20 protein-coding genes and 1 pseudogene are annotated in these 18,648 nt (G+C 46.8%); 10 read left to right on the top strand and 11 right to left on the bottom strand.

The window, feature by feature from the left end:
* The first annotated feature begins 160 nt into the window (after positions 1 to 160).
* The 10 genes from NST38_RS07585 (at position 161) to NST38_RS07630 (ending at position 10,124) form a co-directional block, all read left to right on the top strand.
* Positions 161 to 580, top strand: coding sequence for a hypothetical protein (locus NST38_RS07585; protein WP_076251604.1), 420 nt, complete (start codon positions 161 to 163; stop codon positions 578 to 580).
* On the top strand, positions 577 to 1,866 hold the full coding sequence (locus tag NST38_RS07590; protein WP_036610695.1) for an ammonium transporter: 1,290 nt from the start codon (positions 577 to 579) through the stop codon (positions 1,864 to 1,866). Before NST38_RS07585 ends, NST38_RS07590 begins: the two co-directional genes overlap by 4 nt.
* Before the next feature lie 341 nt (positions 1,867 to 2,207).
* Positions 2,208 to 3,149, top strand: a complete 942-nt coding sequence (locus tag NST38_RS07595) for a DUF1963 domain-containing protein (protein WP_076251609.1) — start codon at positions 2,208 to 2,210, stop codon at positions 3,147 to 3,149.
* Positions 3,150 to 3,323: 174 nt separating this feature from the next.
* Positions 3,324 to 3,782, top strand: a complete 459-nt coding sequence (locus tag NST38_RS07600) for a DinB family protein (RefSeq protein ID WP_083684499.1) — start codon at positions 3,324 to 3,326, stop codon at positions 3,780 to 3,782.
* 107 nt (positions 3,783 to 3,889) lie between these two features.
* The gene (locus NST38_RS07605; protein ID WP_081745937.1) at positions 3,890 to 4,843 is read left to right on the top strand and encodes an aminoglycoside phosphotransferase family protein; all 954 of its coding nucleotides are present in this window, start codon (positions 3,890 to 3,892) and stop codon (positions 4,841 to 4,843) included.
* Positions 4,844 to 4,872: 29 nt separating this feature from the next.
* A complete protein-coding gene (locus tag NST38_RS07610) occupies positions 4,873 to 5,577 on the top strand; it encodes a response regulator transcription factor (protein ID WP_026081203.1) in 705 nt (234 codons plus the stop codon).
* Between the two features lie 55 nt (positions 5,578 to 5,632).
* Entirely contained in the window at positions 5,633 to 6,766 is a 1,134-nt protein-coding gene (locus tag NST38_RS07615) for a sensor histidine kinase (protein ID WP_076251613.1), read from the top strand.
* 99 nt (positions 6,767 to 6,865) lie between these two features.
* Positions 6,866 to 7,606, top strand: coding sequence for a hypothetical protein (locus NST38_RS07620; RefSeq protein ID WP_076251615.1), 741 nt, complete (start codon positions 6,866 to 6,868; stop codon positions 7,604 to 7,606).
* A 20-nt stretch (positions 7,607 to 7,626) separates the two neighbouring features.
* Positions 7,627 to 9,468 (top strand): transglycosylase domain-containing protein, encoded by a 1,842-nt coding sequence (locus NST38_RS07625; protein ID WP_256720039.1) that lies wholly within the window; start codon positions 7,627 to 7,629, stop codon positions 9,466 to 9,468.
* Positions 9,469 to 9,578: 110 nt separating this feature from the next.
* Positions 9,579 to 10,124 carry a DUF2569 domain-containing protein gene (locus NST38_RS07630; protein WP_076251619.1) on the top strand — a complete coding sequence of 182 codons (546 nt, stop codon included), beginning with the start codon at positions 9,579 to 9,581 and terminating at the stop codon, positions 10,122 to 10,124.
* A gap of 128 nt (positions 10,125 to 10,252) precedes the next feature.
* On the opposite strand, the gene NST38_RS07635 is transcribed toward NST38_RS07630, so the two are convergent.
* The 11 genes and pseudogenes from NST38_RS07635 to speD form a co-directional block, all read right to left on the bottom strand.
* Positions 10,253 to 10,711: a threonine/serine exporter family protein gene (locus tag NST38_RS07635; RefSeq protein ID WP_076251620.1), complete on the bottom strand. Its 459-nt coding sequence runs from the start codon at positions 10,709 to 10,711 to the stop codon at positions 10,253 to 10,255.
* A gap of 18 nt (positions 10,712 to 10,729) precedes the next feature.
* Entirely contained in the window at positions 10,730 to 11,491 is a 762-nt protein-coding gene (locus NST38_RS07640; RefSeq protein ID WP_036669533.1) for a threonine/serine exporter family protein, read from the bottom strand.
* 235 nt (positions 11,492 to 11,726) lie between these two features.
* On the bottom strand, positions 11,727 to 12,032 hold the full coding sequence (locus tag NST38_RS07645; RefSeq protein WP_036669286.1) for a hypothetical protein: 306 nt from the start codon (positions 12,030 to 12,032) through the stop codon (positions 11,727 to 11,729).
* Positions 12,033 to 12,096: 64 nt separating this feature from the next.
* Complete coding sequence (locus tag NST38_RS07650) at positions 12,097 to 13,140, bottom strand: S66 family peptidase (protein ID WP_076251622.1); 1,044 nt, start codon at positions 13,138 to 13,140, stop codon at positions 12,097 to 12,099.
* Positions 13,141 to 13,237: 97 nt separating this feature from the next.
* Positions 13,238 to 14,575: a DUF4179 domain-containing protein gene (locus NST38_RS07655; protein ID WP_076251624.1), complete on the bottom strand. Its 1,338-nt coding sequence runs from the start codon at positions 14,573 to 14,575 to the stop codon at positions 13,238 to 13,240.
* On the bottom strand, positions 14,572 to 15,087 hold the full coding sequence (locus NST38_RS07660; RefSeq protein WP_256720040.1) for a sigma-70 family RNA polymerase sigma factor: 516 nt from the start codon (positions 15,085 to 15,087) through the stop codon (positions 14,572 to 14,574). Before NST38_RS07660 ends, NST38_RS07655 begins: the two co-directional genes overlap by 4 nt.
* A gap of 217 nt (positions 15,088 to 15,304) precedes the next feature.
* Positions 15,305 to 15,832, bottom strand: coding sequence for an ankyrin repeat domain-containing protein (locus NST38_RS07665; RefSeq protein WP_076251628.1), 528 nt, complete (start codon positions 15,830 to 15,832; stop codon positions 15,305 to 15,307).
* Between the two features lie 33 nt (positions 15,833 to 15,865).
* On the bottom strand, positions 15,866 to 16,321 hold the full coding sequence (locus NST38_RS07670) for an NUDIX domain-containing protein (protein WP_036669535.1): 456 nt from the start codon (positions 16,319 to 16,321) through the stop codon (positions 15,866 to 15,868).
* Between the two features lie 159 nt (positions 16,322 to 16,480).
* Positions 16,481 to 16,969, bottom strand: a pseudogene (locus NST38_RS07675) (GNAT family N-acetyltransferase); the annotation flags it as partial.
* 148 nt (positions 16,970 to 17,117) lie between these two features.
* Positions 17,118 to 17,528 carry a flagellar basal body rod protein FlgB gene (gene flgB, locus NST38_RS07680; protein ID WP_036610664.1) on the bottom strand — a complete coding sequence of 137 codons (411 nt, stop codon included), beginning with the start codon at positions 17,526 to 17,528 and terminating at the stop codon, positions 17,118 to 17,120.
* A 183-nt stretch (positions 17,529 to 17,711) separates the two neighbouring features.
* Positions 17,712 to 18,527 (bottom strand): adenosylmethionine decarboxylase, encoded by an 816-nt coding sequence (gene speD / locus NST38_RS07685; protein WP_036610662.1) that lies wholly within the window; start codon positions 18,525 to 18,527, stop codon positions 17,712 to 17,714.
* Positions 18,528 to 18,648: the final 121 nt, after the last annotated feature.

Genomic DNA, 18,648 nt, shown 5'->3' on the forward strand with positions numbered 1-18,648 from the left:
TTATCCTTTGTTAGATGTAATTCGTGGCAAATAAAAAAAAGCCGTTCTCCATGAACGGTTCATTTAAATCCATCCCAAGTCCAAAAAAAGATTGACGGGCTGACCCCGGCAAACTATAATCGGTACAAGTAACTTGATATGTAAGGAGTCCTGACATGATATGTTAGTAATCGACGAGGTGTATCACCATACAGCATTGCAAATATCATCGTCCGATTTATTGTACCTTATCGAACGGCTGAAGGTCAAAAAAGAAAATGAGATCCAAACGCTCAAGCAGAAGATCGAACAGTTCGAACAAAAGCGTCGAGCGGAAGAGATCGCTTATCAATCGTTGTCGCCCGTACGCAAATGGTTCGCGGGCCGCCCCGCATCCCATCATCAGGCGGTGGAGTATATGGTGCAGGTGAAGGAACGTTTTCGCAAGATGGAACAGATTCGCAGACGCATACGTGAATTAGATCAGATCTCAGAACGAATTAAGCATCCGGACAGCATTGAGCGGGACGAGATTGAGCTTGCGCCCGATACAATCCGTGAGCTCAGACAGCTTAGTGAAACGGAGGATGTACAAGCATGACTTTGGAGACGTTAAGCACCGGGATTGATACGGTCTGGGTCGTACTGAGTGCAGCGATGATTTTATTGATGGAGGGTGGATTCGCCCTGCTCGAGGCTGGCTTTGTGCGTTATAAAAATAGTGTGAACATTATTATGAAGGTTTTTGCTGACATTACGATTGGGACGTTACTGTTCTATGCGATCGGTTTTGGACTGATGTATGGTTCGGACGTTGGCGGTTTTGCGGGAGTAACGGGATTTTTCCTGAATGGGGATTTGTCTCACCTGGACGTGCCGGTATCTCTGGAGACATTCTGGTTGTTCCAGGCGGCCTTTACCATTGCCGTTATTTCCATCGTTTCGGGAGCGGTAGCCGAGCGGATCAACTTCCGTGCTTATCTTTTGTATATCATATTGATGACGGCAATCATCTATCCGATTGGTGGACACTGGGCATGGGGCGGCGGCTGGCTTAGTCAGCTGGGGATGCAGGACTTTGCCGGTTCGGCTGTCATCCATGCACTCGGCGGATTCTCGGCATTGGCGGCTGCGATTATCATCGGCCCGCGTAAAGGGAAGTACACGCCACTTGGCGTAAGTGCCATTGCACTCCCGAGCAATCTGCCACTGGCATCTGTAGGTGCATTTCTGTTATGGTTCGGCTGGTTTGGCTTCAATGCGGGTAGTACACTCAGCGCGACAGATGTAAGAATTGGTCACATTGCGATTGTCACGATGTTATCTGCGGCTTCGGGTGGTGCAGTTACGCTACTGTATACGTTATTCCGCTTCAATCGTTCAGATGCACCCTCGGTCATTAACGGTTCGCTTGCAGGACTGGTCGGTATTACGGCAGGCTGTGCTTTTGTTGGCGATGTAGCAGCGATATTCATTGGGGCAGTATCCGGCTTGTTGATGATGGCTGCCACTAACTGGCTGGACCGTCGACAGATTGATGATCCGGTTGGTGCTTTCCCGGTGCATGCTGCATCAGGAATGTGGGGCACGATTGCTGTGGGTCTGTTTGCCACGGATGGTGGATTATTCATGGGCGGCGGCTGGAGGTTGCTGGGTGTTCAGGCACTTGGCCTTACAGCCCTGGTCATCTGGGGATTCGCCATGACCTGGATCGGGCTGAAGTTGATTGGCAAAATTGTGCCTGTACGTTCGACAGAAGAAGAGGAAGATCTGGGTCTGGATATCAGCTATCATGGGGTGATGGCAGCCCATCAGGCCCATGAATTCCTGGACGGTGAGGAGCATATGCGTGCTTACCAGGAAAAGTCTTCTGATCCAAATCGTTAAATGGAATATAGGATAAAGAAGTAGACTGACAAGGAGTGTCAGTCTCTTTTTTCTATATAAATTGAACTACATATTTACACGAGAACGTAGAGGACAGAAAGAACCTGAAGAAGCGAAGAGTTCGCCTTTATCCCCGGATTTTTACCTTTGCAAAGGTGAATCTAAAAAAGTCTGGGGATAACAGCGATCGGAAGGTTGTTCTGTCATCGGAGTGGTAAGTGTAAAATATTCTTAAGTTCAATTTATACAGAAGCAGGGAAAGACGTCCGGGCAGAAGAATATACAGGTGTGAACCTGAATATGTCTCAGCATAGGTGTATTGTCAAAAGGGGAGGATCTATATGATTAAGCCAGAACAATGTGAACGTCTGACCAGAAAAGCCCGTAAAACACTTGAGGAATATGGATTGGGAGTTGCTGCCGATCTGCTGTTGTCCTCAAGCCGCTGGGGAATTCGCCTCGATGTATCCACACTGGACGAATATCGCAGAACAGGAAACTCACGTGTGGGTGGACATCCGGATTTGCCAAGTCGCATGGAATGGCCCGTAGCACAAGAAGGAGTTCCAATGACTTTCCTGGCCCAACTGAACCTGGTGGATTTGTCGCCGTATACGCCGAATGATGGGCGCGGGACTTTGCCTGAACGTGGAATGTTATACTTTTTCATTGGCACGGATGAATCTGCTTGTCCCATTGAACATCGTGTGATTTTTGAGCCGAGTTCTCATAACCTGATAAGGCGAGAGCCTGAAGGTGATACCGCGCTGGATGGAGCCCCGTTTGTTGCACATTCGGTGACCGTGCTGCCTAATCTTGAGTTTCCTACATATGCATACATTGACGCCAATGCGCTGAATGAGCTCTCGCCGCTTCGGCTTGAGACCGATGAGACCGAATCGGAAGTAAGTCTGTATGACCGCTACCTTGAATTCGAGTCGAGCTGGAATCATCCAAGTACGCTGAATTGGGGTGGGATGTTTGGATACCCTGACGGGCAGCATCCGGATGCCGAGCATCGTGCCTTGTTACAGATCGCACTGGGAGAAAAGTACGATTATAATGAGCAGGAGTGTGAGAAGAAGCTGACCAAACATTACGGCGGTGATGAGGATCGGACACGGCAGGAACTATCCGATACGCTGCTACTGTTGAAGATAGATACGCATGATGCTATTGGTTTCCAATGGTGGGATTGCGGGGAGCTGCAATTTTTCATTCGCAAGTCTGACTTGGAGGCTGGACGATTCGAGCAAACGTATTGTTCGTTATACTCAAGTTGAGCAAAGATTTGAAAACAAATAGGCAACAAAATGTCCTGAATCCCGTCTATAAGAAGGAGGAAGGACTTTTTTTGTTCGTAGATTGATAGATTTGGGGTATATATTAAGGAGGGGTATCTTGGTTGAAAACCGATCATATGTTCTGTATAATGGGATAAAAAGGAAGTGTAACTGTTGATTCAATCTGCGTTTAAACATATTGACGTGGCTGTAACATCTTTAATCGATATATGTGATCAGCTGTCGGAAGAAGATTTGGCTTTGACTCCAATTGAAGGTAAACGGCCTGTTGGAGAACTACTAGCCCATTTGTCTGTGATCTGCCGAGCGGATGTTTATATTTCCGAAGGTGCATCGGAAGAAGAGATGGCTCAATTCTATGCAGAGAATCAGCTGCATTCGCTCCGTGAGATCAAGCAGGCTCTGATTGATAACCAGATGTATCTATACCAACGGTACAGGCAGTTTAACACGGAAGAGTTATTACATGTGACGGATTCGTACTGGGGAGCTTCCTATAGTCGGCTGGAGTGGTTACTTGAGATTATGGGGCATGTATATCATCACAGAGGACAATTGTATACGATGCTGACCCTGACGGGCAAAGAACCCGAATCAGTACTTTTTAAATAGAAACGGATAGAATACATATAAGCATGTTATAGGAAATATCATGGGTTAAAGTGGGAATAGACCGACGATACTACACGCCATACGTGAAATAACGGAGGATTCGGGACGTGGAACAACACGATACATGGAATGCATCGATGGACAATACGTTAATTGACAGGTTAAAACAGATTCCTGAACTTGGTCAGGCCACGCGGATTGAACCTGTTATGAAGGGTTATTCAGCAGATACTAAATTCAAAATGTTTATCCCTGGTCAAGGCCATGTGCTGGTGAGGGTGTATGATATTGCTGAGGAATGGATGAAGCAAAGGGAATATCAATATTTGCAGAGCATGCAACAATTAGGTGTACTGTGTCCAGCAACGTTGGGCACAGGTAGATTGGATGAGAAGAACGGATATATGATTCTTAGCTACATTGAAGGCGAAGATGCTTCCGAGAGACTGCCTCAGCTGAATGAACAGCAGCAGTGGGCGGTTGGTTTGGAAGCAGGAGCGCAGCTACAGCTGATTCACCAGTTGCCGATGGAGGGACAGATCGAATCATGGTACATACGCAAGAGCACCAAGCATCAACGTTACGTGGAGCGCTATAAACAGTGCCCTATCGTGATGAAAGAGGATCATGTTATTCTAACGTTTATTGCAGACCATCTCGGTTGGATGAAAAATCGTCCAGATGGATTTCAGCATGATGACTTTCACCCGAGCAATCTTGTCGTTAAGCAGGATAAACTCGTAGGAGTGATTGATTTTAATCGTTATGATCAAGGTGATCCCATTCATGAATTTTTGAAGCTGGGTTTGTTTGCTTCGGAGATCAGTATTCCATATTCCATAGGTCAAATTCAGGGCTATTTCGATGGCAATGAACCGGATGAGTTATTCTGGAGATTGTATTCACTGTATACGGCTATGGCGCTGGTGTCTTCTGTAGTGTGGATTCAGCAGGTGAAGCCTGAAGAGACGCTTGAGATGATGGCCAAGATCGAGCGTGTCCGTGAAGATCACGATGATTTTCGCAGTTTCATCCCTCGGTGGTATACTTTGAACAGGTAAGGAATTATGGAAGGGAAAGGAATAATGCCGTGGCACAGCCAGCAACCATTCTGCTTGTGGATGATGAGCAGGAGATTATTAAACTGATGGAAATTTATTTTGGCAACGAGGGTTATCGGATTCTCACCGCGAATGATGGGCTTGAAGCACTGGAACAATTGAAAAAAGAGTCGATCGATCTCATTATTCTGGATGTCATGATGCCAAATATGGACGGAATCGAAGCTTGTATGAAAATTCGGGAAGAGCAGAAAATGCCGATTATTATGCTGTCCGCCAAAAGTATGGATATGGATAAAATCACAGGGCTAAGCATTGGTGCCGATGATTATGTGACCAAGCCGTTTAACCCGCTTGAACTTGTCGCACGGGCGAAATCCCAGCTGCGCAGGTATCATACCTTCAATGAAGGTCGGGAGAACAAAGAGCACGAGTGGGTTATTGATGATCTGGTCATTAATACCGATACACATGAAGTTTGGGTGGACGAGCAGCCGGTTCGTCTGACTCCGCGTGAATTTGCTGTTCTTGAATTACTGGCTCGTCACCAAGGTTCAGTACTTAGTATGGAACAGATCTATCGTCAGGTCTGGAAGGAAGAATTCATGGAGTCGAATAATACCGTCATGGTGCATATTCGCAAGATTCGTGAGAAGATTGAACTCGATAGCAAACATCCCAAGTTCATTCAGACCGTATGGGGTGTTGGTTACAAGATGATCAAACCGCAATAAACATGTTCATCCACAGGATGTCGTGTAACATGAACACATTCAGGGAGTTCCTACTATGAATTCAAAGTTGATTAATACAGTCCGATGGAAATTTATCTATGCATTTCTGCTGAGCGGTATATTAACTGCAGTTATTTTGTACGGAGGTAGTAAGGTGGGGCAGACCATCCTGGAAGCTCAGACGTATCCGGATTATTCCATTCCAGCCCAAGGGATCAGGTGGTTGGTGAATAATATCGGTTCGGTGCCTTTGATGATTGTGGTAGGCGTGCTTGGTTTTGTGCTGTTTTTTTTCCTGTTCTCACGCAAGGTGATGCGGGTCCTGGATGAAATTACGGCGGGGATTCAGGAGGTTGCCAAAGGAGAGTTATCCCATCGCATCGAAGTGAAAACCTCGGATGAATTCGGAGTCGTTGCTGCAAGCATTAATCAGATGGCTGAACAATTGCAGTTATCGCTTCAGGAAGAGCGTAATGCAGTTGCTGCCAAAAACGATCTGATTACGGGGATATCACATGATCTGAGAACACCACTCACTTCTATTCTGGGATTTCTGGAGTACATCGAGAAGGATCGCTACCAAGATGAGATTGAGATGCGCTATTACGTTAGCATTGCCTATGAGAAATCCTTGACCCTTCGCAAGTTAATTGATGACTTGTTCGAATATACGCGCGTGAGTGGCGGGAGCCTTCCGTTATCTCTGCAAGCGTTGAACCTGAATTCGTTTCTGATGCAGCTGGCTGAAGAGTTTGCTCCCATGCTGGAGGATGCTGGCATGACCTACAAGATCATCGGCGGGCAAGACCCACTATGGATACAAGCTGCTCCGGGGGAGCTTGTAAGAGCATATGAGAATCTGTTCAGCAATGCCATTCGGTATGGTTCGCAAGGTAAACGAATGGAGATTGGGCTGGCCCTTGAAGGTAAAGAGGCTGTAGTCCGCATCAGTAATTATGGTGATCCGATTCCGGCACAAGATCTGCCACATCTATTTGATCGATTCTATCGGGTAGATAAATCCCGTTCCCGCGATACGGGAGGTACCGGTCTCGGCCTGGCGATTGCCAAATCGATGATTGAATTACATCGAGGAAGTATCGTTGCTTACAGTGAAAATGGCAGAACGGATTTTGTTACCCGTTTCCCTGTAACCGTTGCTTCACCAAGTAATTACTCAGAGGAATAAAAATTAAGAATTTGGTAAGAAGTTAACCACTATCTCATTAAGAAATATTCGGTATTCTACCTCTATTACCATATTATTGTATAGAGGGGGATACCGAATATGAAGTCTCAATTCAGTACAGTAAGACTAAGATACATATACATTGGAGGAGCAAGCGCGTTACTGAGCGCAGCGCTCCTTTTTGTCGTTTATCACGTGCTACGGTTTGCCCACAATCACATCCTTCCAGATGCAGCACGGATAACGCGTATGATGAACTGGGGAATCAACCATATCGGAACAAAGCCGCTCTTTATCTTCATTGGAGGAGCCATGTTTGTGATCTTTTTCTGGATTCGATCCCAGAAGATTGCGGAAGATTTCAGTCAACTTGCACGCGGAACAGCCGAACTTGCATTGGGCCACAATCCTGGAAGAATTGATGTTCTAAGTGGTGGTGAACTACGACAAATTGCTGCAAATCTGAATAGGATTGCTATTCTCCAGCATGAGGAAGGACTGAGCAGATCAGAACCGAAACATGAGAGCAGAGAGGCAGAGGGAGCGTCTATTCAGCATGAGCAACCCGGCCTTCAGCAACATAATGAAGAAGACAAGGAGAACACTCAAACTATTTCTACACAGGTTGACCTACCGATAAAACTTACTCTCTACGGTATTCAATCTTCTCTGGATGAGATCATCCAAGGGCGGTGTCAGGACGAGATGGAAGTTCAGCATTGGGTCAGGTTGGCGTATGAACAGACATTGCTGCTTCATCATGCTCTGGAGATTACACAACGAGATAGACAGGAACACGAAGTTTCAATTGAACGGGTACACAAGGAGCCTGAATGTTGAAACACGGGAGCAAGCGATGGATGTATTACGTTTTTGATGTTGCAGTGGTTGTAGTTTTGATATTGACCCTTTTCTATCTCTATCTGATTACTTATGGCGAAGGAATGCTTCGCAATCGTCCAGAGGCCATGCAGGTGGCCTCTTCAACCATGATTACGAATGCAGAGGGGACCGAAATTTCGAGGTTGCATACGGAGACCAAAGGGTATTCCGAATATGCTGAACTGAACGCTATGCCAGATTTATTAAAGATGGCTTTTTTGGCTACAGAAGATCGACGTTTCTACAACCATGATGGACTGGATTTCATCGGACTTGGCAGAGCCATTATGCAAGACATCTTACATATGAATCTGAGTCAGGGAGGAAGCTCCATTACGCAGCAACTGGCAAGAAATCTGTATTTGAATGGGGATAAAACGTTGAGTCGAAAGGTGAATGAGATATCGATTGCGATGGCCCTGGAGAAGAAGTATAGCAAGGATGAAATTCTGGAAATGTATCTGAATCAGATCTACATGGGACACCAGCAGTATGGTGTAAAAGCGGCAGCCTGGCGGTATTTCGGAATTAAGGATATGCACCAATTGAAACTATGGCAGATTGCTACATTAGCTGGAATGCCTAAAGGTCCATCCATATACAATCCAGTAGATTATCCTGAACTTTCCAAACAAAGACGTGCCGTTATCCTTGGACTAATGCATGAACAGGGACTAATTACACGAAAGCAGGTGCTCCAAGCCCGTGATGTCGATTTCACGCCGCCTGAAACCGTATTGAATGCAACAACTTCACCGGGCTTGAGCGAGCCCGCATATGTGTCTGCCGTGGATGCTGTGATTCAGGAGGCTTCTCGGCTCACAGGTAAAAGTGAAGCAGAGATTCAATCGGCAGGTTGGGTTATTCAAACTGGGCTAGACGAACAGGCACAACTGGCGATGGAAGAAACATTTGCAGACGCTACCCGATTCCCCGATGATCGCCAAGACGAGCAGGTCCAGGCAAGTATGGTTATTATCGACCAGCACAACGGTGAAGTGAAAGCGATGATGGGTGGACGTAATCCTTTAAAAGGGGGCATCAACCGGGCGATTATGGATGCAAGGCAGCCAGGTTCATCTTTTAAACCGATTATTGCATATGGCCCTGCGTTGGAGTCGGGGAAGTTCAAGCCAGAGAGTATACTACCGGATAAACGCATGCAATATGGCAGCTATCAACCTTCCAATCTCGGTGGGCGTTACAGTGGTTCAATAGCCATGTCCCAAGCCTTGCAAAAGTCTATCAATGCCCCAGCCGTATGGCTACTTCATGAGACCGGACTGAACGATGCACATCAATTTGCGGCACGACTCGGTATTGAACTGGGGAAAGAAGATCTAAACCTCTCAATTGCCTTGGGAGGTGTGCATCAGGGAGTGTCGCCAATGAAGATGGCGCAGGCCTATACGGTGTTTGCGAATCATGGCAAATTGAATACAGCCCATCTGATACGCGAGATTACAGATTCACAAGGACGGACAATATTTGCTCATAAGTCGGAAAATAAGCAGGTAATCTCCTCCAGTACGGCGAATGCCATGACCAGAATGCTGCAAAATGTAGTCAGTCAGGGAACAGGAAGCCGGGCACAACTCGGTCAGCACAAGGTAGCAGGGAAAACGGGAACAACACAGGCTGCATTACCTGGTGTGGGAAGAGAGGCCAATCGGGATCTATGGTTTGTGGGCTATACGAGCAACTGGACTGCGGCGGTCTGGATGGGATTTGATCATACGGATGCAAAACATTATATGAAGTCAGGAAGTGGTGTTGCAGCGGAGTTGTTCGCAACAGTGATGAGACGTGCTACCCAATAGAATGCAAGAGAGAGACCTTAGTCCAGATGGTTCTTTCCTTCTCTTGGATAACACAGAATATAGCTTCTAATGTATAATATGTGTCTTATCTATCGTAAACGGAGGCTGAAATGAACTATAAATATAGGAACTCGGAACTGGATACAAGCTCGCTGCAGCCTAAAAGTGGTATCAGACCGGAACGGCCTGGCATCTCCGGATTAGGCGGATGGCTTATATTAATTCAGATTGGCCTGTGGGTCACACTGGTGCTTCTTATTGCGGATATGTCGCAGGTAAATGTCATTATGGATCCAGCAAGGTGGGAGGGTGTCCGTGGTGTTGATCCGGAACTTTATACTGAAGGGATACGCCCGCTCCTTTGGTTTGGAGTCATAAGCAGCGTCATTTTACTAATGCTCGTTATCGTGAATCTCGTACTGCTTCATAAGAAAAAAAGGCGATTTCCGCGCATGATGATTATTCTGTACATTGCAAATGTATTCATTGGAGTCGTGACATGGATCATGATCGCACGAATTGAGATTCCGAGAGAGCAACATGTGCTCGATCCAACATCAGCATTTAATTTAACAATCCGATCGCTTCTGACATGTTGTATCTTTATCCCGTATTTCCTACGGTCGGTACGTGTGAAAAATACGTTTGTGAAGTAAATAGAATATTGATTGATCTGCTGCTCTATAATGCTCTATAAAAAACGACACGTAAGGCCCGTAGGTATACAAGATTTTATCCTGTATGCTAACGGGCCTTACGTGTGCTGAATATGTGAAAAGAACGATTATTTCGATGATGATTTTGCCCAAAGTGAGGCGGGAATTCGGCGTATCATCTGGTTTAATACCTCTGACAGCACGAGGCCTACGGCAATAGCGCCGGATAACATGAGTGCCTTGGCGGCCATCTCCATAGCGGCACTGTAGTCATTTTGCACAAAACTTCGCATCGCATTATACGCCAGTCCACCAGGAACCAGAGGGATGATGCCTGCGACGCTGAAGATGATAACGGGTGCGCGAAACATGCGAGAGAATACCTGGCTGATGACACCTACGGCTATGGTCGCTGCAAGTGTAGCAGGAACCGCATCCGCTGCATATTCAAGCACGATATAGATAATCCAGCCGATCATGCCGACAAATCCACCGTGGAGCAGCATGCGCCGTGGTGCGTTGAAGATGATCCCAAACGCGGCTGAGGCGACAAAACTGGTCAAGGCTTGTTCAATAAAATGGAGCATATCCTGCATTCCTCCGTCTTACATAAAAAGTGAAAATACAACTGCAATGCCTGTACCTATAGCAAAAGCAGTCAGAAATGCCTCGGCTCCCTTGGATAATCCGGAGACGAGATGTCCGGCCATCAGGTCGCGTACAGCATTGGTAATCAGCAACCCCGGAACCAGCGGCATAACCGAACCAATAATGATTTTGTCCCGTTCATGACCCACTCCCATATAGATCAGGAGAAAAGCGAGTAAGCCAATAACAAAGGATGCCGTAAGCTCGGCAAAGAATTTGACCCGCACCAACCTGTGAAAGGCAATAACGGCTGCATAACCTATGCCCCCGCAGATTAACGCCGGAAGAAAGTCGCTCCAGCCCCCGCCAAACATAATGGTAAAACAACCACTGGATAACGCTGCGGCCGTAAGCTGCACAGCCGTTGAATAGGAGGAGGGCTTTCCTTCGATCTGTATCAACAGATCATGGGCTTCCTGAGCGGATAGCTCACCTTGTCCGATGCGACGGGAGACCGCATTCACCTCGGACACCTTGTCCAGATCCGTCGTACGCTCGGAGATACGAATGAGCTTGGCAGGTTCGGTTGCATCAACAGAGAAGAAGATGCCTGTCGGAACAACGTAACTGTGCGAATGGGGTAAGCCCAGCGCAGCTGCCATACGTTTCATCGTATCTTCCACACGGTAGGTTTCACCACCGCTTTGTAGCATGATTTTGCCTGCGAGCAGACAGATGGCAATCACGCGTGATTGTTCAGTAGGATTGCTGCCAATCATACCCGTCTCGGCTTGTGATACGGGTGATGAATCATGACGTATGTATTCCAACCGGATCAAGCTCCGTTTCATATGAGATATGGGGTGGTGCGACACCATTGTATCATATTTCACACGCTCGCAAGGAATCATACCGCACCATCGCCAAGACGATAAAAAAGCCTCGTTCCCAAGACTTGAAGATCTCAGGAGCGAAGCTTCTTGGAACAGGTTCGGATATAGAAGTACAATACCACTACATCAACAGTGTGATAACCAACAATTCATACAGCACAAGCGGCAAAATCGTTGGTCCAAACAAAGCGCGCGGTTCAGGATATCCATGCATCGGGGTAACCTGGAGATACAAAATTCCCCGGTCTGCACTGATGACGACACCTTCCCACACTTGCCCATCGATATTCTGGACTTGTACCTTCTTGCCTATATGCTGCCGAGCTGTATGATGAAGCATATTCCGCACATTTTGCACGGATTGAAGCATCGGTTGATTGGCTTGATACACGACACGTGTGGATGGCGTGGATGTGGATTCAGACATGATGCACAACCCTTCCTCAAAATAAGTTCTTACTTCAAGGTATGCATCTGCCTATAAAAGGTGATTACACAAACGCCATCTCAAGGCTCCCGCGTCCATTTTCATAAGCGACTTTGCCCAATGCTCCATTCACAAAGGTGAGCTGCGGCGGAACATGGCCGAGATCCACATCGTACAGTACAGGGACATCCAGACCCCCAAGTGCAGAGGATAGGGCATCGGTAAAATTAAAATCGGCTGTATCGGAATAACCCGCAGGTCGTCCAATCATGAAACCTTTCACACCTGCAAACCAGCCAGCCTGTTTCATCTGCCACAGATGACGGTAGATATCCCCCGCATTCATCTCACAGCTCTCCAGATACCAGATGGTACCTTCGACTGCACAGTATTGCTCCAGATAGGATGCAACAGGTGCATATGGCGTGCCAATCAGACTGGAGATTGTATCCATACAGCCACCGATCAGCCGACCGGAGAACGACACAGCGGTATCTGCATCTTCCGAGTGGCCGAGCTGTTTCCATTGCGAAGGTGTATCCAGGTTAAATCCAGGCAATTCCGGTTTCCATGCCGATTGATAATGTGTGGAAGACGATTGTGTGATCTGTCCGCCGTATTTGGTCTGTAACACATCAATCCAGCGCGCAGTCACGGGATCGAGGGCGTTTGATCTTAGATCAACATAGTTGGTGCCATGTGCTGATGCTGTTCCGGTGATCAGGGTATAGGCGAACAGGAACGTACTTATATCCGAATATCCCATGACCCATTTGGGCGGTAATGTTTTCAAAGCTTTCCAATCCAGCAGGGGGAGGATATCCATCAGAAATTCCCCGCCCCATGGAGGGATAATGGCTTGAATATTTGGATTGCGGAAAAACTCATTCATCTCTTCGGCGCGTTCCTCTTTGGAGGCACTCACACATTTGGTGTTGTGGCGGAGCGATGGGCTTTCCAGCACGCCAAAACCAAGGCGCTCCATATTACGTTTGCTCTCCTCAAGATAATGGTATAGGGATTCGCCTACACCGCTGGAGGGTGCTGCTACACCGATGGTATTTCCCGGAGCGAGTGGCTGCGGATAACGGATGGAACGTTGATTCATATCTAAAGACACCTTCCCTATGAACATCATTGCTCGTAATAATGAATGTTTCCATTATATAGAATATTTGCGATAATCACAGCCTACTGGTAGAAAATTAAGGATTAACAGGGATGTCCAATGAGAAGGGAGACTTTACTTTCATCGGATAGGTGGAGATGTTCATTTTCACTTCCCCTTTTAATTTGGCTCCATTTTTGATAGTAGAAGAAACAATCGTATGACTGTCATCCGTTCCCTCTCCACTACTCCAACTGGAGCCAGGGACTTCATATGACTTCCCTGTACTGTCTGTAACTTTCCTGAAAGTTAGAACGAACCCACCGTCCATCCTGCCAGCAACGGAGAAGTCAATAATTAGATCTTTGCCTTCGACCTTGCTGCCTACCATCTTCAATCCAGGTGGTCCACCTGTAATCTGGCGTGACTTCAGATCAAGGGAAAGATCCAGATTCTTTTTATCCAATCCCGAGAAGCCAGATCCCTGCAAGGTCAGCTTTTTCGGTATGGAGAAGTACATGCTTTCGAAGTAAATGGAGCGTTCATCTCCACCTGTCGAGGTATCTGTTCTCCACGCGCGACCTTGTTCGTCGACCAGTTGAAGATCGCTGAGCCCAAATACCTTTTTGGTATTCTTTGGATCAAAATTCACATCAAGTACAAGACGGGTTGGATACATAGTAGCCTGTTTCACATCAATACGCTGTCCATCCACTGTTAACGTCTGATTCACAGGAATGACCTTTTTCATGCCTTTGGTAAGATTCTTGTCTACCGGGAACGTTATTTTCCACTTTTCTGCACGCGTTGTATCTCTGGCCTTAAACACGACGCTCAGCTCTTCAGGAGGAGAGGTTCCATCCGTGAAGATCACGTCTATCATATTCTCATTCACATTCTCGTCTGGTGAAGGTGTTGGATAAGCGTGAGTAAACGCAACTGGAAGATCATTACCGTTCTCATCGAGCAGATCAATATCATAGTTGAATTTCTCGGGATCTTTCATGCCTTTCATCGTGTAAAAAATAACCATACGTGACTCGTCTGTGATAATGCCATCAACGGTCAAGGAAGTACCATCATGCTCGTCGGTGACACCGATCTTCTGCAAGAGAGACTGATCGATCGCCATCATTAATCCTTTGTCCTGGCGAATCATGCTCACAATGCCTTCCATGCCAGGCAATTGCTCCACAAAGGACGCAAAGGCGGGAGAGACACGGATACATCCGGTAAATAGCAGGATCAGGGCAGCTGCTGAGATGGAGCTCATATACCAACGCAGTCTGGACTTTCGCTTACGGGCAGCCTGGCGGATTCCGGACTGCACAGCCTGATAGGCGGCGGAATCGGGCACAGGCATTGTTTCGTACTCCGTCTTTCGAGCATTCAGACGTTCTTCCAATGTGTCGAATGAGTTTTGTTCATCCGTCATGAGGATACATCTCCCTTCGTTTCAAGTTGATCACGGAGCTGTCCGAGTGCCCGATGTAATCGGGATTTTACGGTTCCCGTCGGGATTTCGAGAATATCGGCAACTTCAGTTAAGGAGAAACCTTCGAAATAACTCAGGATAATAATCTGTTTGCAATCCCGGTCAAGGGTGGATACGGCCGCAGCAAGATCGGGGTCCGCAGGACGATCCCAGCTGCTGGATTCATGAATCTCGGTGACGGGACTGAACCGACTTTTGCGTTTGCGTTCGTCCGCACAGTAGTTGAGCAGAATGCGGATGAGCCAAGTGCCAAAGTAGGAGGGCTCTTTTAATTTTTTGAGTTTATGGAAGGCCCTGAACGTTGATTCCTGAATCGCTTCGAGCGCATCACCTTCGTTATGCAGGTAGGCATAGGCGATACGGTACAGTTGGCTCTGATGTAATTCCATTAAGGCTGTAAAAGCCTCGGCATCCCCTTTTTGTGCGGCGATGGTGAGCTGAAGAGGGGTCACATGGCTCCTCCTTTCATGGATATGTTGAGTATTAGACCGCATAAGGCACCAAACGGTTCTTATTTTCTTAGAAAATATGTATATACCTGATTTCTATATAGTTGAACTACGTATTTGAATGAGAACATACAGGACAACAAATAACCGTCAGACTTTCTCTTTGTACTCCAAAAAGAGTCTTGACGGTTATTCGCGTATTGCTTACGTTATCCAATCATTATTGCTGATGCGCTGTAATGGCTGCTCGTAGATATGAAGCTGTAGACGTGTTACCACGTTCAAGTGAAATATCCAGTGCGGTCTGGCCCGCTGAGTTCAGCACGTTTGGATCAGCTCCATGCTGAAGTAACATCTCGATAAGTTCGATCTGATCCGTATGAAATGCTGCGGAGTGCAACGCATATTGTCCATCGCTGTCCAGAATACCCGTGGATGCCCCATGTTCGAGCAAAAGTTGGATAACTTCTGGTGAACGTTCTCCCGCAAGCGCGGCATGTAGTGCAGTATTGGACGGGATAAAGGAAATCTTGGAATGAGAAAGGTTGTTAACATCTGCTCCATGCTCCAGAAGAAGACGAACTACTTCTGCTTGTCCATAATGAGAGGCATATCCCAGCGGAGTTAACCCATCCTGATTTTCAATATTGGTGAGTTCCGGGTGAGAAGCGAGCAATAATTGCAGGTTGGCCACATCTCCAGACTGTGCAGCCTGAAATAGTTGATTAATCTGTTCTGCATGATTCATAAGGAATACCTCCATCTGATGAGATATTAGAATTTACAGGGATTCATTATACAGCTTCTTCACAGCTTCCAGCCCCGGTACCGCAAAGCAGGCGAGTGGAGAGGGCAGATCATTCAATGGGAACCAGCCGATCTCACCGATGGCTCCGCCTTCTTCCAGATTACGAGCATGACCGCCAATCACCTTGGTGGAATAGAGCACGGATATCCAATGTTCCTTCTGTTGTGGCTGGATCGTCTCCGCCGTGCAGAGCAGACTGTCAATGGCGATATCCAGATTCACTTCCTCCTTGATTTCACGGATGACGGCAGTCTCCAGTGATTCGTAGGGATCGACTTTCCCGCCGGGAATACTCCAGGTGTGCTGCTCGGGCTGGCGATTCCGCCAGGCGAGAAGCACTTCGCCCCGTTCATTGAGGATGACCGCACCTACGCCGATACGAGGTGAAATTTCAGATTCACCTTTTGGAACAGAACTTAATTCCGACATTGACAGCGCAGCTTGTTCGTTCCCATTACGTTGTGAAAAACCACCCGCGTCCATTTCCCCAGATTGAGGAGTGTGAGTAGACTGGAATGACAATGGAAGCCCAGACTGCGCCGACCATTCTTCGGCAAGGATACTCATCGAGATCAGGTCATAATGCATGCCATCCCGCAAAACTGCAGAACGCTGGCGACCCTCTTCCCGAAATCCGACTTTTAGGTACGCACGTCTAGCCGCTTCATTGTATTCAATGACTTCCAGCGCAATCCGGTTCAGGTTCAATTCGTGGAAGCCATATCGAAGAATCAGAGCCAGAGCGTCGCTTCCGTAGCCTTTACCTCGATCATTTTCTTCGCCGATACCAATGGCCAGACGAGCCGACCGATTGTTCCATTCAATTCGGTAGAGGGCTGTGAATCCAATGAATCGGTTACCCTCCAGTGTACGCAATGCAAATTCAAATCCGTTGTCTCGGCGGACAGACGAAGAACCCGTTTCATCCGGCGTTAACGGGATCGCGATATCGGTATCCATGTTGCGCAAATATTCATAATCATCTGTGAAGCGGGAGAGACGCATGCAATCTTCCGGGCATGGGGCCGCTAATCTGACTTTGGAACCTTGAAAACCATTTAAATGACGTGGAGACATGTTGCACCTCTTTTATACGATATGAAATCATTCGTTTCTTCCCATTATACTACGAACAGGAGAGGATACCGAAAAATGGCACCAAACGAGCTACACTCAGGGAAAAACAACAAAAAAAAGCAGCCGTTTCGGGCTGCTTGTACATTCATTATTTCAGATCATTCAATAAATTCTTCATTTTTTTGTAATGTCCACTGACCCGATCAACCATGTAGTTATACATGAGCTGATTCTCCGAAAGATTCGCCATTTCCTTGTCAATGTCAACGTTATTGTTGTTATTGTTCATGGCTGTTTCGTTGTTCTCGACAATTCGGTACTGTACGATGGAAGAATTGGGATCACTGATAGGAAAGTGTTTGTCATGAGTCCGCTTCATGGCGAGCTGATCTGTTTTGCCATTTTCAACGATACGTCTCAGCTCTTCCTGAAACTCTACCGTTTTCTTTTTGTAGTTAGGCGTGTCTGCATTGGCTATGTTGTTGGTAATGGCATTATGCTGTGCAGTAAGCGCTTGTAACAGTGATTCGTTACGTCTTGTCGTATTCGTTTCGATCACGGGCTCAGTCTCCTTCACTGTAGATTGTACAGTTACTTCTATAATAAGAAATTAAGTTGCACACTGTCAACATAACAAAGAAAAAGACAAGCACATGCCGGAGGCCCCCCGATAAGAAGAACCCTGCCTTCATGAAATCTTGTCTTAGATTTTGCCCTAATGGATCAGCGTTGAACAACCTCTTTAAGAGGGACGATTAATATTTTTGCCGTAATAGATTTCGTCCATCTCCAGCTTCAGCCATTCTGTAATCTCCTGTTGTTCCTTCTTGCTGAGCTTATCCTTGGTGTACCCAAACAGATAATTGTCGAGATCAAATTCCCTCAGTTTACATTTGGTATGAAAAATATTCTCCTGATAGACGTTCACGTCAATCATGTCAAAGCTACTCTTGATCTCATCCGGAATATAATTCTGAATCGAGCCGATCTCATGGTCAATGAACAGCTTGCGTCCGCTCGTATCCCGCGTAAAACCACGGACCCTGTAATCCATCGTCATAATGTCCGTATCAAAGGAGTGGATCAGATAATTCAGTGCCTTAAGCGGTGAGATCTCACCACAGGTGGAGACATCAATATCCGCACGGAAGGTACTGATACCTTCACTAGGATGAAATTCAGGGTAGGTGTGCACAGTGATATGGCTTTTATCCAGCTGCATGACAACGTTATCGGGCAGAGGGCCGGGAGATTCATCAAGTGATTCTTCGGGGATCTCCACGATTGGACCCTCCGAGACAAGCATCGTAACACTCGCACCTTGAGGCACGTAATCCTGCTGAGCGACATTCAGCACGTGGGCTCCGATGATATCGGAGACGTTGTTCAGAATTTTGCTCAGCCGTGCGGCGTTATACTGTTCATCAATATATTCAATGTAAGCTTCGCGTTCGTCTTTGGTTTTGGTATAACAAATATCGTACATATTAAAGCTGAGCGACTTGGTCAGGTTGTTAAATCCATGCAGTTGAATGCGCTGCTCTGGCGTAATTGTCATGGTTGCAGTTCCCCTTATCCCATACGACATATCATCGCAGTTATAATACTACTTATACCCAACCTGCCTCGAAAAAAAACATATGTACGTCATTCGAAATACGATTTTCCTCTGATCACAG

This window comes from Paenibacillus sp. FSL H8-0104 (assembly GCF_038050215.1).
Lineage (GTDB): Bacteria > Bacillota > Bacilli > Paenibacillales > Paenibacillaceae > Paenibacillus > Paenibacillus amylolyticus.

What these genes read in the sequence shown, in the direction of transcription:
- NST38_RS07620 (WP_076251615.1), top strand. Translation starts at nt 6,866, where the DNA reads ATGAAGTCTCAATTCAGTACAGTAAGACTAAGATACATATACATTGGA.
- NST38_RS07595 (WP_076251609.1), top strand. Translation starts at nt 2,208, where the DNA reads ATGATTAAGCCAGAACAATGTGAACGTCTGACCAGAAAAGCCCGTAAA.
- NST38_RS07665 (WP_076251628.1), bottom strand. Translation starts at nt 15,832, where the DNA reads ATGAATCATGCAGAACAGATTAATCAACTATTTCAGGCTGCACAGTCT.
- NST38_RS07625 (WP_256720039.1), top strand. Translation starts at nt 7,627, where the DNA reads ATGTATTACGTTTTTGATGTTGCAGTGGTTGTAGTTTTGATATTGACC.
- NST38_RS07650 (WP_076251622.1), bottom strand. Translation starts at nt 13,140, where the DNA reads ATGAATCAACGTTCCATCCGTTATCCGCAGCCACTCGCTCCGGGAAAT.
- NST38_RS07635 (WP_076251620.1), bottom strand. Translation starts at nt 10,711, where the DNA reads ATGCTCCATTTTATTGAACAAGCCTTGACCAGTTTTGTCGCCTCAGCC.
- NST38_RS07630 (WP_076251619.1), top strand. Translation starts at nt 9,579, where the DNA reads ATGAACTATAAATATAGGAACTCGGAACTGGATACAAGCTCGCTGCAG.
- NST38_RS07640 (WP_036669533.1), bottom strand. Translation starts at nt 11,491, where the DNA reads ATGATTGGCAGCAATCCTACTGAACAATCACGCGTGATTGCCATCTGT.
- NST38_RS07670 (WP_036669535.1), bottom strand. Translation starts at nt 16,321, where the DNA reads ATGTCGGAATTAAGTTCTGTTCCAAAAGGTGAATCTGAAATTTCACCT.
- NST38_RS07585 (WP_076251604.1), top strand. Translation starts at nt 161, where the DNA reads ATGTTAGTAATCGACGAGGTGTATCACCATACAGCATTGCAAATATCA.
- NST38_RS07590 (WP_036610695.1), top strand. Translation starts at nt 577, where the DNA reads ATGACTTTGGAGACGTTAAGCACCGGGATTGATACGGTCTGGGTCGTA.
- NST38_RS07655 (WP_076251624.1), bottom strand. Translation starts at nt 14,575, where the DNA reads ATGACGGATGAACAAAACTCATTCGACACATTGGAAGAACGTCTGAAT.
- NST38_RS07615 (WP_076251613.1), top strand. Translation starts at nt 5,633, where the DNA reads ATGAATTCAAAGTTGATTAATACAGTCCGATGGAAATTTATCTATGCA.
- speD (WP_036610662.1), bottom strand. Translation starts at nt 18,527, where the DNA reads ATGACAATTACGCCAGAGCAGCGCATTCAACTGCATGGATTTAACAAC.
- NST38_RS07645 (WP_036669286.1), bottom strand. Translation starts at nt 12,032, where the DNA reads ATGTCTGAATCCACATCCACGCCATCCACACGTGTCGTGTATCAAGCC.